Source organism: Streptomyces panaciradicis (assembly GCF_023516615.1).
Lineage (GTDB): Bacteria > Actinomycetota > Actinomycetes > Streptomycetales > Streptomycetaceae > Streptomyces > Streptomyces panaciradicis.
Genome location: NZ_JAMGBF010000129.1, coordinates 26,261 through 42,254, shown reverse-complemented (window position 1 = coordinate 42,254; position 15,994 = coordinate 26,261). Strand labels below are relative to the sequence as shown.

Here is a 15,994-nt window from a genome sequence, read left to right as displayed (position 1 = left end):
GCGATGGGAGGACAGACGGACGTGACGACGATCCTGGACGTCATCGAGGAGCGGGTGCGGCGCACCCCGGACCGTACGGCGGTCATCTGCGCGAAATCCAGGCTCGGTTACCGCCAGCTGTGGAACGGCGCACGGGCCGTGGCACGGGCCCTGACCGCACACGGCCCGGTGCGCGGCTCGGTGGTGGGGGTGCTGGGCCCGGGCAACGAGCACTTCATGACCGCCGTCCTGGGCTGCTGGCTGGCCGGGGCGTCCTGGACGCCGCTCGATCCGGCCTGGCCCGAGGAGCGGCGGCGGCACGTGCTCACCGACACCGGCGCACCCCTGGTCCTGGCCACCGACGGCGCATCGGCCGCGCCCGGCCGGCTGCACGGCGCCCCTGTCCTGGCCGTGGCCGAGGCGGTCGCCGCCGTGTCCGGCACACCGGACGACGGCGAGGCCACGGACCGCCCCGGCCCCGACGACCAGGCGTACGTGATCTACACATCCGGTTCGACGGGCAGCCCGAAAGGCGTGTGCGTGGACCACGGGGCCCTCGCCGCGCACCTGGCGGGTGCGGTGCAGGCCTACCAGCTCGCCGACGACGACGTCCTGCTGTCCTTCTCGGCGCCCGCCTTCGACGCCACCGTCATGGAGATGTGGGCCGGCCTGGTGGCCGGCGGAACCGTACTGCTGCGCGGCTCCGCTCTGTGGACCGGTCCCCAGCTGTTCGCCCGGGTCCACGAGCACGACGTCACCTACGTGGGGTGCACCACCGCCTACTTCGAGACGTTCTTCGGTGAGGAACTGACCGAGCGCGACGTGGAGTTGCTCCGCGGGCTGCGTGCCGTCTTCTTCGGCGGGGAGGCGCCCAGCGCCGCCGTGGTGCGGCGCTGGCTGGCCGGACCGCTGGGCCACGTACCGCTGTGCAATGGCTACGGCCCCACGGAGGCGGTGATCGCCGCCACCCGCTACTGGATCCGGCAGGGCTGGGACGGCGGCGACCAGGTGCCGATCGGCACCTGCGTGCCGGGCCACGAGGCCGTGGTCCTCGACGGCGACGGCCGCGAGGTGACCCCGGGGGACAGCGGTGAGCTGTATCTGGGCGGCCGGTGCGTGGCGCGCGGCTACCTCAACCGCCCGGACCTGACGGCCCAGCGCTTCGTACGGCTCCCCGGACACGACGGCGTGTACTACCGCACCGGTGACCTGGTGTTCCAGGACGGCGAGGACCTGGTGTTCCTGGGACGCGTCGACCGGCAGGTGAAGATCCGCGGGTTCCGGATCGAACCGGAGGAGATCGAGGTCGTACTGCGCGGCCTGGAGCAGGTGCGCGGCGCGGTGGTCGGCGTCGGCAGGAGCCCCGCGGGCCGGGACCGGCTGGAGGCACACGTCGTACCGGAGGACCGCGCGGTGCCGGCGGACGTCTTCACCGCAGAGGTGCGCCGTGCTCTGCGCGAACGGCTGCCCGTCTACATGGTTCCCGACGTGATCAGGGTCCTGGACGAACTGCCGTTGGGCGCCACCGGCAAGGTCGACCGGACGAAGGTGCTGGCGCGGACGGGAGGAGCATGAGCACGGCCACGGCCCGCGATGAGCTCACCGGAACCGGTTCCCTGGCTCTTGTCAGCGGCGGTACCCGGGGCATCGGACGCGCCCTGTCCGAGCGCCTGGTCCGCCGCGGCCACCAGGTGATCGCCCTCTACCGGGCCGACGAGGCGGCCGCCCGTGCCACCGAGGCCGACCTCGGCCCCGCCGTGCGCGCCGTGCGCGCCGATGTCACCGACCCGGATGCCGTGGCCGGCGTCGTGGCCGACGCGGTGGAGCGGTACGGGCCGCCGAGGGTCGTGGTGAACAACGCGGGGGTCAACATCGACAAGCCCTTCCTGCAGAGCACCCCCGCCGAGTGGCACACGGTGATCGGCACCAGCCTCTTCGGCGCCCTGAACCTCACCCACGCGTGCGCCCCGCACATGCTGGACCGGCCCGGCGGCAGCATCGTCAACATCGGTGCGACGACCGGCCTGCGCCCGCGCACCGACGGCGCCGCCTACTGCGCCGCCAAGGCAGCCCTGCTGCACCTGACCAAGTGCCTGGCCCTGGAACTCGCGCCGGTGGTCCGGGTGAACTGCCTGATCCCGGGCTTCACCTGGACCGACGAGGTCGTCGGCCGGTTCCGTCTCGACGACGACGCGGCACGCGAGGCCGTGCTGCGTCACATCCCCCAAGGACGAATCGCCTCCACCGCCGAGATCGCCGACGCCCTGGAGTTCCTCGTGGACTCCCGCAGCTCCTACATCACCGGGCAGAAGCTGATCGTCGACGGCGGCCAATTCATGTGGTAGGGAGTCATGATCGAAGAAGTCGCCCGAGCGGCGCGTGAGGCCTGCGTGCAGGCGCCCCCCGTCGGCGCCCCCGCCTACCGGCAGTACTGCCTGCGCCTGGGTGAGCAGCTGCGCCTGCGCTGGCCCCGGATCCGCAACGCCAACGAGGAGGACGTCGCCGCAGCCGAGCGCCGAGGCATGCCGCCCACGCTGGTGGACCGGCTGCGCCTGCGCGACGCCCACCTGGAGCTCCTGACCCGGCTGACCGAGCAGGTGCACGAGGCGCTGCCGGAGGTCACCGCCCCCGGCCCGGAGACCTCCGTGGCCGGCTGGGGCAGCCGCAGGCAGGTCCGCAAGCCCCTCGGCGTCGTCCTCATGGTGTACGAGGCGCGGCCGACGGCCACCGTCGAGGGCGCCCTGCTGTGCGTCGCCACCGGCAACGCCGTGCTCCTGCGCGGCGGCAAGGAGATCGCGGCGACCAACGCCGAACTGGGTGAGGCGATCCGCGCCGCCTGCGCCCAGGCCGGACTGCCCCAGGCACTGGCCACCGTGCTGGACGACCCCGACCGCTCCCAGCTGCGGTGGCTGCTGGCACGGCCGGACGCCGTGGACGTCCTCGTCCCCCGGGGCGGACCGTCGCTGGTGGACTACTGCCGCACCGCGAGCACCCTGCCGGTCATCGCCAGCGGTGGCGGGGTCAACCACCTGTTCGTGCACGCCAGCGCCGACCTGCCGCTGGCCGCGTCGGTCGCCCTCAACAGCAAGATGACCGAGCCCACCGCGTGCAACGCCCTCGAACTGGTCCTGGTCGAGCGCTCGGTGGCCGAGCGATTCGTGGAGCACCTGCGCACGGCGGCGCGCCGCTGGGCGGGGCCGGTGACGCTGCGCGTCGACCCGGTCCTGCCGTCCCTGGCAGACCCCGGGCAGGTGGCAGCCGACGGTCTGCGGGAGGAGCCGCTGGCCGAGCACGACTTCGGCCGCGAGGTGCTGGAGCCCGCGATCGGGGTCCACGTCGTCGACGGCCTGGACGCGGCGGTGGAACACGTGCGCCGCCACGGCTCGGGGCACACCGAGGGCATCGTCGCCACCGACGAGGCGGCCGTCGACGCCTACATCGGCGCCGTGGACGCCGCCGCGCTGATCGTCAACGGCTCCCTGCGCCTGCACGACGGCCCGACCATGGGTCTGGGACCCGAACTGTCCATCTCCACCGGCCGGCTGCACGTGCGCGGCCCGGTCGCCCTCGGCGCGCTGCTGACCACCCAGTGGGTGGTCCAGGCGCAGGGCGCCCTGCGCACCTGACCGTGCGCCATTCCACCCAACTTCCCTCCGTCATCCGGCCCTTGCACCGTCAGGGCTGAGAAGGGCTCATCCGTACCATGTCCAGCGAAACGTCAGTGCCCACCCAGCCGCCCGCGTCCACCGCGCCGGACCACGACCGCATCGCCGCCGCCGTACGGCGTCTCGTCGTCACCGAGTCACGGCTGTCCGTGGACCCCGCCACGATCGCCGAGGACGAACCGCTCGACGGGCCTCTGCTCAAGGTCAACTCCCTGGGGTTTCTGGGCATGCTCATCCGCCTGGAGGACGACCTCCAAGTGGCCCTGCCGGACGATCTGTTCGTGGGCCGCAAGTTCGCCACCGTGCGTGACCTGATCGACCTGGTCGCCTCCGCGACGGAGACCCCCCGATGAACGCGCCCGTCACCGAGCGCGTCACCGCGCCCCCGACCGCCCCCGGGATTCCCGCGCCTGGACGCTGGCGCAGCGTCCTGCCGCACCTGGGCACCCCACTGCCGGCCGACCTGCCGCCGGAGAAGTCCGCGTCCGGCTCCGGCATCCACATCAACCTGCCGCTGGAGCTGATGCGGCAGAGCCTGCTGCCCAAGGAGTTCTGGGACATACCCCCGGAGGTGGCCGAGGCCTACCGCTCCTTCAGGCCCACGCCGCTGTGGCGGGCCCACGGCTTCGAGCGGGCGATCGGCGCCCGCGTCCCGGTCTGGGTCAAGTACGAGGGCGGCAACATCTCCGGCAGCCACAAGCTCAACACGGCGCTCGCCCAGGCCTATTACTACAAGCGGGCCGGGGTGACCGAGCTGGTCACCGGCACCGGCGCCGGCCAGTGGGGGACCGCGATGGCCGCGGCCTGCGCCATGTTCGGCCTGCGCTGCACGGTGTTCATGGTGGGTTCCAGCCTGGCCAAGAAGCCCTACCGGGGCGTGTTGATGCGGATGCTCGGCGCGCAGGTGCACGCCAGTCCCAGCAAGCTGACCGAGGTGGCCGCCGCCGACGACGGCAGCCAGGGCAACAGCCTCTCGCTGGCCATCGGTGAGGCCGTGGAGTACGCACAGACCCACGACGGCGCAGCGTTCTGCATCGGCAGCGGCGAGACGTACAGCATCCTGCACCAGTCTGTCATCGGTCTGGAGAGCGAGGAACAGCTCGCCGCCGCGGGCACATCGGTGGACGCCGTGGTGGGCGCCGTCGGCGCCGGCTCCAACTTCGGAGGCATCGCCCTGCCCTTCCTCGCCTCCTCCCGGGCGGCCGGCACCACCGCGCCGCGCCTGGTGGCGGCCGAGTCCGCCGCCTCCCCGAAACTGAGCCGGGGCGTGTACGCCTACGACAAGACCGACGCCACGGGCACCGGCCCGCGCGAGGCGATGTACACCATCGGCAGCGACTACCGCATCCCCGACTCCCACTCCGGCGGACTGCGCTACCACGGCGCCGCCAAGCTCGTCTCGGCGCTCCGGCACTCCGGCGAGGTGGAGGCGATGGCCGTCGGACAGGTGCAGGCCCTGGAGGCGGGCCGCCGGTTCACCCTGTCGGAGGCGGTGCTGCCCGCCCCCGAATCGGGGCACGCCCTCGCCGTGGCCGCCCGGCTCGCCTCCGGGGACGAGGCGGACCGCCTTCCCCAGGGCGTGCTGGTCTGCCTCAGCGGCCACGGCTACCTCGACCTCGGCGCCTACCAGCAACTGCTGGCCGGCGAACTGGCGGACAGCGCACCCGACCCGGCGGGACTGCGGGAGGCGGTGCGGGGGCTGGTCCGCATCGACGACGGACCGCACGCGGCCGGTGGGACGGGAGGCAGGGCATGACCACGCTCACCCCCCAGGGCGCCGCCCCGACGGCGGGACCGAGCGCGCAGGAGGCACCGGAGGTGCGGGCGGAGCTGCTCGACTGCCTCCAGGCCAACCTCGCTGTGCTCGCCGACCGCCACCACGGCCGCGACACCCACCTGCGCCTGGGCGCCACCCTGCGCTTCGCCCCGGCCCCGCACGGACCCGGCGGCCTGCCCACTGTCGAACCCACCGTCGAGGCGCAACTCGCCGCCGCCACGGAACGACTGGGCCTGACCGTCACCGACCTGGCGACCGGCCGGCCCGCCGCGGCGCCCGACACGTCCGCACAGCCGCTGTACGTCGTCACCGACGCCTTCCACCTGCCGTGGGTGCCGTATCACGAACACAAGCACGTCGAGCACAGCTTCCTGCTCGAACCGGACGCCGCCGGCGTGACGGTCACCGACGCCTACCACAACGACACTCCCTGGGGCAGGGCCCGCCCGCTGCGCCTGTCCTGTCGCCGCCACGAGGCCGACGCCCTGCTCGCGGCCCTGCCCGAGACGACCGTCGCCGTGCGGCTGTCCCCGCGGACACCGGGTCCCGCCCCGGCGCCGGCGCACATCCCCGCCGACGAGGCGGTGATCGACGCCTACGTGCGTGCCTACGCCGACCACGAGGACCGCGTCCTGGCCCTTGAGCGGTTCACCCTGGAGACCTGGCTGCTGGCCCGCGCCCGGAAACTGCACGCCGCATACCTCGCCGGCCCGGCCGGCGGCGCCCAGGACGAGGCGGTGCGCGCGCACCTGGCTCGCTGGGACGGCGTGGTCGAACATGCCTATCTCGCCTACCGCCGCGCGGCACGCGGACGGGCGGAGCCCGCCGGACTGTTCGAGCGGGCCGGCGAGGCGATACGCGCGGACGCCGCCGTGTTCGGTGCGCGGCCGGTGCGGACCCTGGAGGACGAGGTGCGCTCGGTCGTCGCGCAGGTGCTGCACGTCGGCGAGGACGTCCTGGTCGTCGGGACCGAAGGCTTCGACGGCGACCTCAGCCGACTGGCGGAGTTCGGCTCCCTTCGCATGGTCGAGATCGTGGAACGGCTGGAGCAGCGCTTCGCCGTGGAGTTCACCCCCGAGGACCTGGTGCCGGAGAACCTGCACCGCGTCGACGACCTGTGCGCCCTCATCCGCCGCTCGTCCCCCGCACCGCCCGACTCCGCCTGAGCAATCCCCCTCACGTTGACTGTCAAGAAAGGCATTGATCACGATGGACGCACGCTTCGTCGAGACGCTCACTCCGTTCCTGCCCTTCCTGCACGGCGAGACGATCACCGAGGACACGCCCCTGCGCACCTACGGCCTGGACTCCATGCAGGCCATCGAGCTGATGTTCGCGCTGGAGGACAGTCTGGGCGTCTCCCTGCCCGACGAGGCTCTGGTCGAGGAGACCTTCGCCACGGCCGGCAACCTGTGGGCGGCCACCCGGGCCGCGCAGGGCGCCGACGCCGTCACGGCCGGCACGGAGTCGGTGTGAGCGCCCCCGCCCAGGCCGCGCCCGCCCCGGCCGGGTTCTCGTCCGCCCTCTCCGCCTCATTGCGCGCCGAGGTCGACCAGGTGGCCGCCCTGGCGGCCCGTCACGCCACGGACCACGACGACCGGGCCGAATTCCCCCTCGCCGTCCTCGACGCCCTGCGGCCGCGGCTGCTCGGACTGCTGGTGCCGACCCGGTACGGGGGCCCCGGCGGCAGCGTCGACGACCTGGTCGACGTCACCATCGAACTGGGCCGCGCCGACATGTCCACAGCCATGGTGTTCGCCATGCACTGCCAGCAGGTCGCCGCCATCGCCGGGCACGCCGGCCCCCGTCTGGCAGCGGAGCTCCTGCCGGAGATCGCCGCGGGACGGATGTACCTGGCCTCGGTCACCACCGAGGCCGGCAAGGGCGGTCATCTGATGTCGGCGCGAGCCGAACTCGGCGCGCGCGACGGACTGCTGGAGATCGACCGGTTCGCCCCGGTGGTGACCGGCGGGCTGCATGCCGATGGCTACCTCATCACCATGCGCAGCCCGCAGGCCCGCTCCGACGGCGAGATCTCCCTGGTGTTCGCCCGCCGCGACCAGGTGGAGGTGGCACAGCGCGGCACCTGGAACCCGCTGGGCATGCGCGCCAGCCACAGCATCGCCCTGCAGCTGACCGGCCGGGTCCCCGAGGATCAGGTCATCGGGGAACACGGGGCGTTCCGCCGGATCGCCATGAACACCTTCGGTCCGCTGGCCCACCTGGGCTGGTCGGCGGCATGGCTGGGAACCGCCAGCGGCGCCCTGGCACGCGTGGTGTCCGTGCTGCGCGGCCCGGAGCGCAGCCGCTCGGACTTCTCCTCCGAACTGCTGCTCACCCGGCTCTCCACGGCACGCCAGCGCCTGGACACGGTGCACGCGATGGTGCGGTACACCGCGGGCGCGGTCCGCCGGGCCGTGGAGGAGGACGCCGACCTGTCGCACCCTCGCCACCAGCTGCTCGTCAACGCCCTGAAGCTGACCGCCTCCGAGCAGTGCCACCGGGCGATCGACGATCTGGTGACGGCGCTCGGCATGCGGCACGGCTACCTCAAGGACTCGCCCACCGGCCTGGAACGCGCCCTGCGCGACCTGAGGTCGGCCGCGCTGAACTACAGCAACGACCGCCTGCACCTGGCCGACGGCAGACTCACCCTGCTCGACCAGGAGGTGCGCTATGCCTGAGACACCCGGCATCCTGCCGCCCGGCCGGGACGCCCGGGAGGTGCTGGCCGGCCTGGCCCGCGAGGGCGGCTTCGAACGGCTGTATCCCGACGGCCCCGCCGTGAGGATCGACGCCGTGCTGCTGCGGCGCCTGCTGAGCGCTGCCGACGCCCGGGGCCCGCAGGGGCTGGTGCTGGCCCTGCTCGTCCAACTGGCCACCGCGCTGCCGCTGCTGGCGCAGACCGCGTCGACGCCCGTGGCGGAGAAGGCGCTGCGCGCGGCGCTCGAGGGGCAGGCGCTGCTGGCGCTCGCGGCCACCGACGAGCAGGCCGGCTCCGACCTCGCCGCCCTGGCCACCCGCGTGGATCTCACGGTGGCCGACGGCGAGGACGGCGCCGTCGTCCTCGACGGCACCAAGCGCTGGGTCACCTCGGCCACCACCGCCGATCACGCCCTGGTCCTCGCCCGGCACCGCCCCGGCCGTCACTTCACCAGCTTCACCTGGCTCCTTGTGCCGCTCGGCGCCCCGGGCGTGACGGTCCGCCCGGCCGACACCGACCTGTTCGCCGCGTCCGGCGTCGGCCACCTCACCTTCACGCGGTGCCGGCTGGACCGCGGCCACCTGCTGGGGCGGCCGGGCCGCGGTCTGGCCCTGTTCGCGCGGAACATCGCCGTCGAACGACTCGCCTCGGCCGCCTGGGGCACCGAACTGTGCCGCCGGGTGCTCTCCGAAACGGCCGAGCGGCTCGCCGGGCGGACCATCGACGGCACCCCACTGGACCGCAACCCCGCCGTACGGCAGCGGCTCGCGGAGTGCGCCGTGCGCGTCAGCGCACTGGACGCGCTGTGGCACGCCTCGCACGAGCGGATCACGGGCGAGCGGGACGCCACCGCGGCCGCGGTGCTCAAGGCGGCGTCGGGCGCCACCGTGGAGCACGTCCTGTCGGCCTGCGCCCAGCTCTGGGGCGCGGACGGGTTCACCGCCGGCGGCATCCAGCAACTGCGTGCCGAAGCGGCCCTGTTCGGCATCGGTGGGGGAGCGACCGAGGTGGTCCTGGACACCGTGGCCGACCGCCTGGTGCCTCTGGTGGAGGGACTGGCCGCATGAACGGCACCGTGGTGCGCCCCGCCGCGCCGCGGGCTGCCCGCACCCGCGGGCGGCTGTGCACCGAGGCGGCACCCGGGGTGTGGGTGGTGCTCGCCGACGGCTGCCCGCCCCGGGGCCACCTCACCGACGCAGATCTCGCCGACGCCGCCGCGCTCTCCCCGCGCCGTGCCGCCGAACGCCTCGCTGCGCGGCGGGCGTTGCGCGGACTGCTCGCCGCTCGCTTCCCCGAGGCACAGGACGCCGACGTGGTGTACTCCCAGCACGGGCGCCCCGCTCTCGCGGGCCGGCCCGACATCGGCATCAGCGTCAGCCACGAGGGCGATGCCGTTGCCGCGTGCGCGGCCCTCGGCCATGCGGTCGGGCTGGACGTGCAGCACCCGCCGCCGTCCGTCACGGACAGCCTGCTGCGCCGCTGCGCGCGCGGACGCGCCGAGGCGCTGAGGCGACTGCCGGAGCGTCTGCGCGCCCGGGAGTTCGCCTGGCTGTGGACGGTGCAGGAGGCATGCGTGAAGGCCGCGGGTACCGGCCTGGCCGGCCGGCCCTGGGCCATCGACGTCCCGCTGCCCGCCCTCCGCGGCACCTGGGGCCCCCACCACTGGGTCACCCTGCGCGGCCGCACGACCGTCCCCCTGTCCGTCGCCTACACCCCCCTGCCGGACCGAACCCGCGTACCGGAGAGCACATGACCACCCAAGCCGCCGCACCGGAACTGAGCTGCTACACAGCCGCCCTGCTGCCCTACCTGGAGAGCGAACGCCCGGACGTGCACGCCGAGTTCGCCACCGCGATCCGCCTGGCCGTGCGCACCGACCTCCCCGAGGGAGGCATGGCCTTCTCCCACCACACCCGCATCGACGTCGACGCCCACGGCACCGGCCTCGTCCACCGCTCGGCCCCCGACTGGGAGGCGGCACGAGCGGCGCTGACCGAGGAGGTGAGCCGCCGCGGACGGGCCATCGCCGTCGGCAACACCCGGTACCTCCCCTGGTCCCCCGCGTACGGCGGAACCGAGACGCCGCACTGGCTGCTCGTCGAGGCCCTGGCCCACGGCCGGTGGGCGGTGCAGGATCCGTTCCAGGCCCTGACACCGTACGGCGCCCACGACCCGTGGGCGGGCACCCTGACCGACACCGAGCTGCGCGCCGCCCTGACTCCTCCGGCCGCCCTGAGCACGCAGGCCGTCCATCGCGACCGCTACGCACTGGGCGAGGAGACAGACCCGGCCGACCCCCGGAACTACCGGTGGCTGGAACGCGCCGAAGCCCTTCGGCTACCGGCCGGCGAGGGCGTCTGGGTGGAGGGCGCCGCCGCCCTGCGCCACGTCGCCGAGCGGGTGTGCCACGACCCGCAGGCCCTGGCCGCGCACGCCGACGACCTGTGGACGGCAGCCCGCCACCAGCGTCACCGGCTCGCCGCGCAGACCACCGGCGCGCAACCGCCTCAGGCTGTGCGGCGGACGGCGGACGCCTGGGCGGAACTGCCGCGTGCGGCACGCTTCGCGACCGCCTCCGCCGCACGGGGCCGGCCCCGGCCTGCCCTGGTGGAGCGGGCGTTCACCGAACTCTTCGCAGCCCTGCGGGCCCTGGAGACGACAGCCACCTCGCACCCCAAGGACCTGAGCCATGAGCGCTGACCACGACACGAAAGCCTCGACGGGGCTGTACGGCCGGTTCGCGGCCACGGCCCGCCGCCATCCCGACGCCACAGCCCTGGAGGTCGAGGGCACCTCCTACAGCTACCGGCAGCTGGAGTCGCTGGCCGGCCGGCTGGCCCGGCTGCTGCTCGACGCGCACGGTGGCGCAACGCCCCGCTCCGTGGGGCTGCTCGCCTCCCGCACCCTCACGGCGTACGCGGGCTATCTCGCCGTACAGCGTCTGGGCGCGGTGGTCGTCCCGCTGAACCCCGGCTTCCCGCCGGCGCGCACCGCGGACATCGCCCTGCGTGCCCGCCTCGACCTGATCCTGGCCCAGCCCGACCAGGCCGGGGCCGCGCTGCCGGTGCCGGTGGTCACGCCGCTGAACACCGGCACCGACAGCGCCGCGTACCGTCCGATCCCGCCGGCCCGCCCGGTGCACCCCGACGACCTGTGCTACGTGCTGTTCACCTCGGGGTCCACCGGCACACCCAAGGGTGTGCCCGTGCAGCACCGCAGCGTGGAGGCCTACCTCGACCACGTCGTCCCCCGCTACGGCCTGGGCGTGGGATCGCGGCTGAGCCAGACCTTCGATCTCACCTTCGACCTCTCCGTCTTCGACCTGTTCGGGGCGTGGGCGTCCGGCGGCACCGTCGTGGTGCCCGGCCCGCACGATCTGCTCGCCCCGGCTCGGTTCGTGGCTCGGGAGAACATCACCCACTGGTTCTCCGTGCCCTCCGTCGTCTCGCTCGCCGCACGGCTGCGGCAGTTGCGCCCGAACGCCATGCCGACGTTGCGCTGGAGCCTGTTCTGCGGGGAGCCCCTCACCCGCGCCCAGGCCGCCGCCTGGCAGGCCGCGGCACCGGAGTCCGTGACGGAGAACCTCTACGGGCCCACCGAACTCACCCTCAGCTGCACCCAGTTCCGTCTCGACGCAGCACACGCTGCGGCACGTCCCGGGACCACGGTGCCGATCGGCACGCTCTATCCGGATCTGGAGCACCTGGTGCTCGACGCGGACGGACACCCCGCCGCCGAGGGGGAGTTGTGCGTCCGCGGCGTCCAGCGCTTCCCCGGCTACCTCGACCCCGAGGACAACCGCGGCCGTTTCGTGCGCTACACGGCTGGCAAGGCCACTGTCGTGACGGACACCGCGCCCCCGACACCCGACCTGTACTACCGCACCGGCGACCGGGTGCGCGTGTCCGAGGAGGGGCTGATCCATCTCGGCCGCCTGGACCAACAGGTCAAGATCCAGGGCTACCGGGTGGAACTGGGCGAGATCGAGGCGGCGTTGCGCGACGCCCCCGGTGTGCGGGACGCCGTCGTCCTGGCCGTACCCGACCAGGGCGGGCAGACCGCGCTGGCCGCCGCCTGCACCGGTGACCGCATCGACTCCGCCCGGGTGCTGGGCACGCTGCGCTCACGGCTGCCCGCGTACATGGTCCCCGCCTCGCTCACGGTCCTGGACACCCTGCCCCTGAACGCCAACGGCAAGACCGACCGCACGGCCCTGCGCCGCGTCCTGCAACGGGACGGGAACGCGGACGGCGCCATGCGTGCGAAGGCCCCGTCGGTGGGAGGAAGCAACCGATGACGCGGCCCGCAACCGGCCCCTCGGGGCACCGTCCGGAAGGAAACCGCCGATGACCGCACTCACCGCGGCAACCGCCGCGGCGACTCCCGTACTCGGGGAGGCCGGCATGGTCGAGCCCGCCGAGTTCCGGCAGGCGATGACCCGGTTCGCCACCTGCGTGACGGTGATCACCGCCCGCGCGGGGACCCGCCCGGTGGGCTGCACCGCCACCGCGGTGTTCTCCCTCACCGACCACCCGCCGACACTGGTGGTCTCGCTCGCCTCGCACAGCGGCACGCTGAGCGCTGTGCGGGCGGCCGGCACCTTCGCGGTCAACGTGCTGTCGTGGCAGCAACGCGACCTGGTCGACCGGTTTTCGACGCTGCCCGCCGCGCTGCGCTTCGACCAGGTCCCCCACCACATGGTGCACGGCGCTCCCGTGCTGGAGGGGACCGTGACCGCTGTGGTGTGCCGGGTGGCGGACTGCGTTCCCCTGGACGACCACGTCCTGGTGTCCGGCCGGGTCCTGCACACCCTCACTCACGACGGCGCGACACCCCTGGTGCACTTCGCTCGCCGGCCCTCGACCCTGGAGTTCCCCGTATGACCGACATCCCCGTCCGCGCCGACGCCGAGACGGCCGCGCCCCCGCAAGGGGCCAGCCGGCGCAACACCTGGCTGCTCACGGTCTTCACCGCCGTCACCAACCTCGCCGACGGTGTCACGAAACTGGTCATTCCGCTGATGGCCGCCCATGTCACCGACTCGCCCATGGCGGTCTCCGCCGTCACCCTGTCGCTGACCCTGCCGTGGCTGCTCACCTCGCTGCACGTCGGCGTCCTGGTCGACCGGTTCGACCGGCGCGTGCTGCTGTGGCTGGCCGACGGGGTGCGGGCCTGTTCGGTGCTCGTCCTGGTGGCCGCGGTGACCCACGGCGGCGCGGGCGTGCCGTTGCTGTTCACCTGCGGCTCGGTGCTCGGCATCGCCGAGGTGGTGGCCCTCACCGCCGCGTCGTCCCTGGTGCCGGCCGCCGTGGCGAGTGCCGGCAGAGAGCGGGCCAACGCCTGGATGGCGGGCGCGGAAACCGTCTGCAACCAGTTCGCCGGACCCCTGGTGGGTGCCGCGCTGCTGGTCGCCGGATCCGCGACGGCGCTCGGCGCCACGGCCGCCACCTACGTCCTGGGCACGCTGATCCTGCTCCCGCTCGTTCCGCTGGCGGGCCGGTTCCGAGCGGACGCCGGCCAGGGCGGCACGGTCCGCTCGGTGCACGGCGACATCCGCGCCGGGCTCGCCTTCTTATGGGGCAACCAGGTGCTGCGCACCATGGCGCTCACCCTGACCGTGATGTGCGCCTGCTGGGGCGCCTGGATGGCGCTGATCCCGCTGGCCGCCACCCGCTCCATGGGCGCCGACGACGGCCGGTACGGGGTGCTGATGAGTGCCCTCGGGCTTGGCGGGGTGGTCGGCGCGCTGACCGTCGGCCTCGTGAACCGGCTGCTGGGACGCAAAGGGGCGATGTTCGCCGACCTGGTCGGCACCCTGATCCTGGTCGCCACCCCGTGGCTGACGTCGTCGCTGGTGCTCAACACGGGGGCGGCGTTCCTGGGCGGGATGGGCGGAGTCCTGTGGTCGGTGAACTCCCGGACCATCGGCCAGTCCCTGGTGCCCGACGCGCTCCTGGGCCGCTACACCGCAGCCTTGCGCATGTTCAGCTGGGGCGCGCTGCCGCTGGGCTCGGCCCTGGCGGGCGCGCTCGCCCAGGCAGCCGGCCTGTCCGTCGCCTTCGCGGTGTTCGCGCTGGCCGCGGCCCTTCTCATTCTTCCGTTCCTCCGGTGGATGCCCGCCGGGGAACTGACCGCGCAACCCTCCACGGAAGCGAAGGACCGAGCATGAGCGTGCACCCCGGGAAAGAACCCGGCCCCGGCCCGTGGCTGCGTCGCTACGTCCCGGCCGCGGGACAGCCGGCGGCGACCCTGGTCTGCCTGCCGCACGCCGGCGGAGCGCCGACGTTCTTCCGCCCGTGGGCGGAGCGGCTGGCGGACTCCCTCGATGTCGTCTCCGTGTGCTATCCGGGCCGTCAGGACCGCTTCGACGAGCCGTGCATCACCCGCATGGACACCCTGGCCGAGGAGGTCGCCGCCGCACTACTGCCCCTGACCAACCGGCCGTTGGCCCTCTTCGGGCACAGCATGGGAGCCGCCCTGGGCTATGAGGTGGCTCGGCTGCTGCGCCACCGGCACGGAAGGAATGTCGTCCACCTGTTCGCGTCGGGGATGGTGCCGCCGCATCTGGTGCCACCGGGACGCCGCCACGTCGAGGGGGACGAGGCGCTGGTGGCCGACATCCTGGAGCAAGGCGGCACGGACGCGGCGCTGCTGGCCGACGAGGAGTTCCGTGCCTTCCTCCTCCCCGCGATCCGCGGGGACTACCGGCTGATGGAGACGTACGCGTTCACGGGTGCGGACCGAGCCCTGGACGCCCCGGTGACCGTCTATCACGGACGGCAGGACAAGGACGTCTCGGCCGAGGCGGCCGCCGCGTGGGCGCGCCACACCACGGGCCCCACCGAGGTCATCGGCTTCCCCGGCGGGCACTTCTACCTCCAGGATGTTCTGGGGACGCTGGTGGCGGACGTGGAGCGGCGCGTCCTCGCCTCGGTGCGAGGGGCCGGACACGAGGTGCGGCCGGTCGCGTTCAGCCCGCGCTGAGCAGCCGCGAACCGTGCAGGGGGGCGAGCCGGTCGCTCGGTCCGGGGCCGGGCGTGGCCAGTTCGGGGCTCTCCGCCAGGACGGCCGCGTGCAGTTCGCGCAGGCGCGGGGAGGGTTCGACGCCGATCTGCGTCACCAGGTGATCGCGAAGGCGACGGTAGACCTCCAGGCACTGGGCCACGCGGCCGGACCGGTAGAGGGCGATCATGTACTGGGCGTGCAGGTTCTCGTGCGTGGCGAAGTACGTCGTCAGACTGCGGAGTTCGGGCAGCAGTTCGTGGTGCAGGCCGAGGCGCAGCTCCGCCTCGACGCACTTCTCCAGCAGGGTGACGCGCTGTTCCTCCAGGCTCGCGACGTGGGCCTGGATGCGCGGGCCCGCGTGGGTGTCGCCGAGGACGGGTCCGCGCCACAGGCCCAGGGCTTCGCGTAACGCGAACGACAACTTGCGGTCGTCGCGGGCCAACTCGGCCTGGCGGGCGAGTCGCAGGCGGTGCGACAGGTCCTGCAGGTCCACCGTGTTCTCGCCGAGCCGCAGCGCGTATCCGCCGGGTTCGGTCACCAGGATCTGCTTGGCGGCGCGCAGCGAGCCCACCGACGGCACGTCCGCCAGAGCCCTGCGCAGGTGCAGGATCCGGGTGTGCAGACTCTGCACGGCGGTGGGCGGCATCTCGTCGGGCCAGAGTTCCTCCTGGCAGACCGCCCGAGGCACCGGCTGGCCGGCGTGGAGCAGGAGGAGCGCCAGGAGGCTGCGGGTTTTCGGCGCCGTGGGCAGCACCCGGAGGCAGCCGCCATCGCTCAGCGTGAGTGGTCCAAGGACGGTGAACTTCATGCGACCCACCTTTCGTGACGACAGCGATCGTCGTCGCCGGACGGGCCGGTGGGTAG

16 protein-coding genes are annotated in these 15,994 nt (G+C 73.6%); 15 read left to right on the top strand and 1 reads right to left on the bottom strand.

Annotation, left to right across the window (positions count from 1 at the left end):
• Window positions 1–3: 3 nt before the first annotated feature.
• From M8J74_RS33730 to M8J74_RS33660, 15 genes are all read left to right on the top strand, one after another.
• Window positions 4–1,554 (top strand): amino acid adenylation domain-containing protein, encoded by a 1,551-nt coding sequence (locus M8J74_RS33730; RefSeq protein WP_249840078.1) that lies wholly within the window; start codon window positions 4–6, stop codon window positions 1,552–1,554.
• The gene (locus M8J74_RS33725) at window positions 1,551–2,324 is read left to right on the top strand and encodes an SDR family NAD(P)-dependent oxidoreductase (protein ID WP_249840077.1); all 774 of its coding nucleotides are present in this window, start codon (window positions 1,551–1,553) and stop codon (window positions 2,322–2,324) included. Before M8J74_RS33730 ends, M8J74_RS33725 begins: the two co-directional genes overlap by 4 nt.
• 6 nt (window positions 2,325–2,330) lie before the next feature.
• Window positions 2,331–3,605, top strand: coding sequence for a glutamate-5-semialdehyde dehydrogenase (locus M8J74_RS33720; protein WP_249840076.1), 1,275 nt, complete (start codon window positions 2,331–2,333; stop codon window positions 3,603–3,605).
• A 77-nt stretch (window positions 3,606–3,682) separates the two neighbouring features.
• Entirely contained in the window at window positions 3,683–3,997 is a 315-nt protein-coding gene (locus M8J74_RS33715; RefSeq protein WP_249840075.1) for an acyl carrier protein, read from the top strand.
• Window positions 3,994–5,400, top strand: coding sequence for a TrpB-like pyridoxal phosphate-dependent enzyme (locus M8J74_RS33710; RefSeq protein WP_249840074.1), 1,407 nt, complete (start codon window positions 3,994–3,996; stop codon window positions 5,398–5,400). The genes M8J74_RS33715 and M8J74_RS33710 overlap by 4 nt, the downstream gene beginning before the upstream one ends.
• Window positions 5,397–6,587 carry an acyl carrier protein gene (locus M8J74_RS33705; protein ID WP_249840073.1) on the top strand — a complete coding sequence of 397 codons (1,191 nt, stop codon included), beginning with the start codon at window positions 5,397–5,399 and terminating at the stop codon, window positions 6,585–6,587. The genes M8J74_RS33710 and M8J74_RS33705 overlap by 4 nt, the downstream gene beginning before the upstream one ends.
• A 43-nt stretch (window positions 6,588–6,630) precedes the next feature.
• Window positions 6,631–6,897, top strand: coding sequence for an acyl carrier protein (locus M8J74_RS33700; RefSeq protein ID WP_249840072.1), 267 nt, complete (start codon window positions 6,631–6,633; stop codon window positions 6,895–6,897).
• On the top strand, window positions 6,894–8,105 hold the full coding sequence (locus tag M8J74_RS33695) for an acyl-CoA dehydrogenase family protein (protein ID WP_249840071.1): 1,212 nt from the start codon (window positions 6,894–6,896) through the stop codon (window positions 8,103–8,105). Before M8J74_RS33700 ends, M8J74_RS33695 begins: the two co-directional genes overlap by 4 nt.
• Window positions 8,098–9,192, top strand: a complete 1,095-nt coding sequence (locus tag M8J74_RS33690; RefSeq protein ID WP_249840070.1) for an acyl-CoA dehydrogenase family protein — start codon at window positions 8,098–8,100, stop codon at window positions 9,190–9,192. The genes M8J74_RS33695 and M8J74_RS33690 overlap by 8 nt, the downstream gene beginning before the upstream one ends.
• A complete protein-coding gene (locus M8J74_RS33685) occupies window positions 9,189–9,878 on the top strand; it encodes a 4'-phosphopantetheinyl transferase family protein (RefSeq protein WP_249840069.1) in 690 nt (229 codons plus the stop codon). The genes M8J74_RS33690 and M8J74_RS33685 overlap by 4 nt, the downstream gene beginning before the upstream one ends.
• Complete coding sequence (locus M8J74_RS33680) at window positions 9,875–10,825, top strand: hypothetical protein (RefSeq protein WP_249840068.1); 951 nt, start codon at window positions 9,875–9,877, stop codon at window positions 10,823–10,825. The genes M8J74_RS33685 and M8J74_RS33680 overlap by 4 nt, the downstream gene beginning before the upstream one ends.
• Window positions 10,815–12,422: an amino acid adenylation domain-containing protein gene (locus M8J74_RS33675; protein ID WP_249840067.1), complete on the top strand. Its 1,608-nt coding sequence runs from the start codon at window positions 10,815–10,817 to the stop codon at window positions 12,420–12,422. Before M8J74_RS33680 ends, M8J74_RS33675 begins: the two co-directional genes overlap by 11 nt.
• Window positions 12,423–12,471: 49 nt before the next feature.
• On the top strand, window positions 12,472–13,008 hold the full coding sequence (locus tag M8J74_RS33670; protein WP_249840066.1) for a flavin reductase family protein: 537 nt from the start codon (window positions 12,472–12,474) through the stop codon (window positions 13,006–13,008).
• On the top strand, window positions 13,005–14,294 hold the full coding sequence (locus tag M8J74_RS33665) for an MFS transporter (protein WP_249840065.1): 1,290 nt from the start codon (window positions 13,005–13,007) through the stop codon (window positions 14,292–14,294). The genes M8J74_RS33670 and M8J74_RS33665 overlap by 4 nt, the downstream gene beginning before the upstream one ends.
• Complete coding sequence (locus tag M8J74_RS33660; protein ID WP_249840064.1) at window positions 14,291–15,109, top strand: thioesterase II family protein; 819 nt, start codon at window positions 14,291–14,293, stop codon at window positions 15,107–15,109. Before M8J74_RS33665 ends, M8J74_RS33660 begins: the two co-directional genes overlap by 4 nt.
• Here M8J74_RS33660 and M8J74_RS33655 read toward each other — a convergent pair.
• Window positions 15,096–15,938, bottom strand: coding sequence for an AfsR/SARP family transcriptional regulator (locus M8J74_RS33655; protein ID WP_249840063.1), 843 nt, complete (start codon window positions 15,936–15,938; stop codon window positions 15,096–15,098). The two genes, M8J74_RS33660 and M8J74_RS33655, sit on opposite strands and share 14 nt — an antisense overlap.
• Window positions 15,939–15,994 lie beyond the last annotated feature (56 nt).

Coding starts and splice junctions, on each gene's coding strand:
- M8J74_RS33730 (WP_249840078.1), top strand. CDS start 4: ATGGGAGGACAGACGGACGTGACGACGATCCTGGACGTCATCGAGGAG.
- M8J74_RS33725 (WP_249840077.1), top strand. CDS start 1,551: ATGAGCACGGCCACGGCCCGCGATGAGCTCACCGGAACCGGTTCCCTG.
- M8J74_RS33720 (WP_249840076.1), top strand. CDS start 2,331: ATGATCGAAGAAGTCGCCCGAGCGGCGCGTGAGGCCTGCGTGCAGGCG.
- M8J74_RS33715 (WP_249840075.1), top strand. CDS start 3,683: ATGTCCAGCGAAACGTCAGTGCCCACCCAGCCGCCCGCGTCCACCGCG.
- M8J74_RS33710 (WP_249840074.1), top strand. CDS start 3,994: ATGAACGCGCCCGTCACCGAGCGCGTCACCGCGCCCCCGACCGCCCCC.
- M8J74_RS33705 (WP_249840073.1), top strand. CDS start 5,397: ATGACCACGCTCACCCCCCAGGGCGCCGCCCCGACGGCGGGACCGAGC.
- M8J74_RS33700 (WP_249840072.1), top strand. CDS start 6,631: ATGGACGCACGCTTCGTCGAGACGCTCACTCCGTTCCTGCCCTTCCTG.
- M8J74_RS33690 (WP_249840070.1), top strand. CDS start 8,098: ATGCCTGAGACACCCGGCATCCTGCCGCCCGGCCGGGACGCCCGGGAG.
- M8J74_RS33685 (WP_249840069.1), top strand. CDS start 9,189: ATGAACGGCACCGTGGTGCGCCCCGCCGCGCCGCGGGCTGCCCGCACC.
- M8J74_RS33680 (WP_249840068.1), top strand. CDS start 9,875: ATGACCACCCAAGCCGCCGCACCGGAACTGAGCTGCTACACAGCCGCC.
- M8J74_RS33675 (WP_249840067.1), top strand. CDS start 10,815: ATGAGCGCTGACCACGACACGAAAGCCTCGACGGGGCTGTACGGCCGG.
- M8J74_RS33670 (WP_249840066.1), top strand. CDS start 12,472: ATGACCGCACTCACCGCGGCAACCGCCGCGGCGACTCCCGTACTCGGG.
- M8J74_RS33665 (WP_249840065.1), top strand. CDS start 13,005: ATGACCGACATCCCCGTCCGCGCCGACGCCGAGACGGCCGCGCCCCCG.
- M8J74_RS33660 (WP_249840064.1), top strand. CDS start 14,291: ATGAGCGTGCACCCCGGGAAAGAACCCGGCCCCGGCCCGTGGCTGCGT.
- M8J74_RS33655 (WP_249840063.1), bottom strand. CDS start 15,938: ATGAAGTTCACCGTCCTTGGACCACTCACGCTGAGCGATGGCGGCTGC.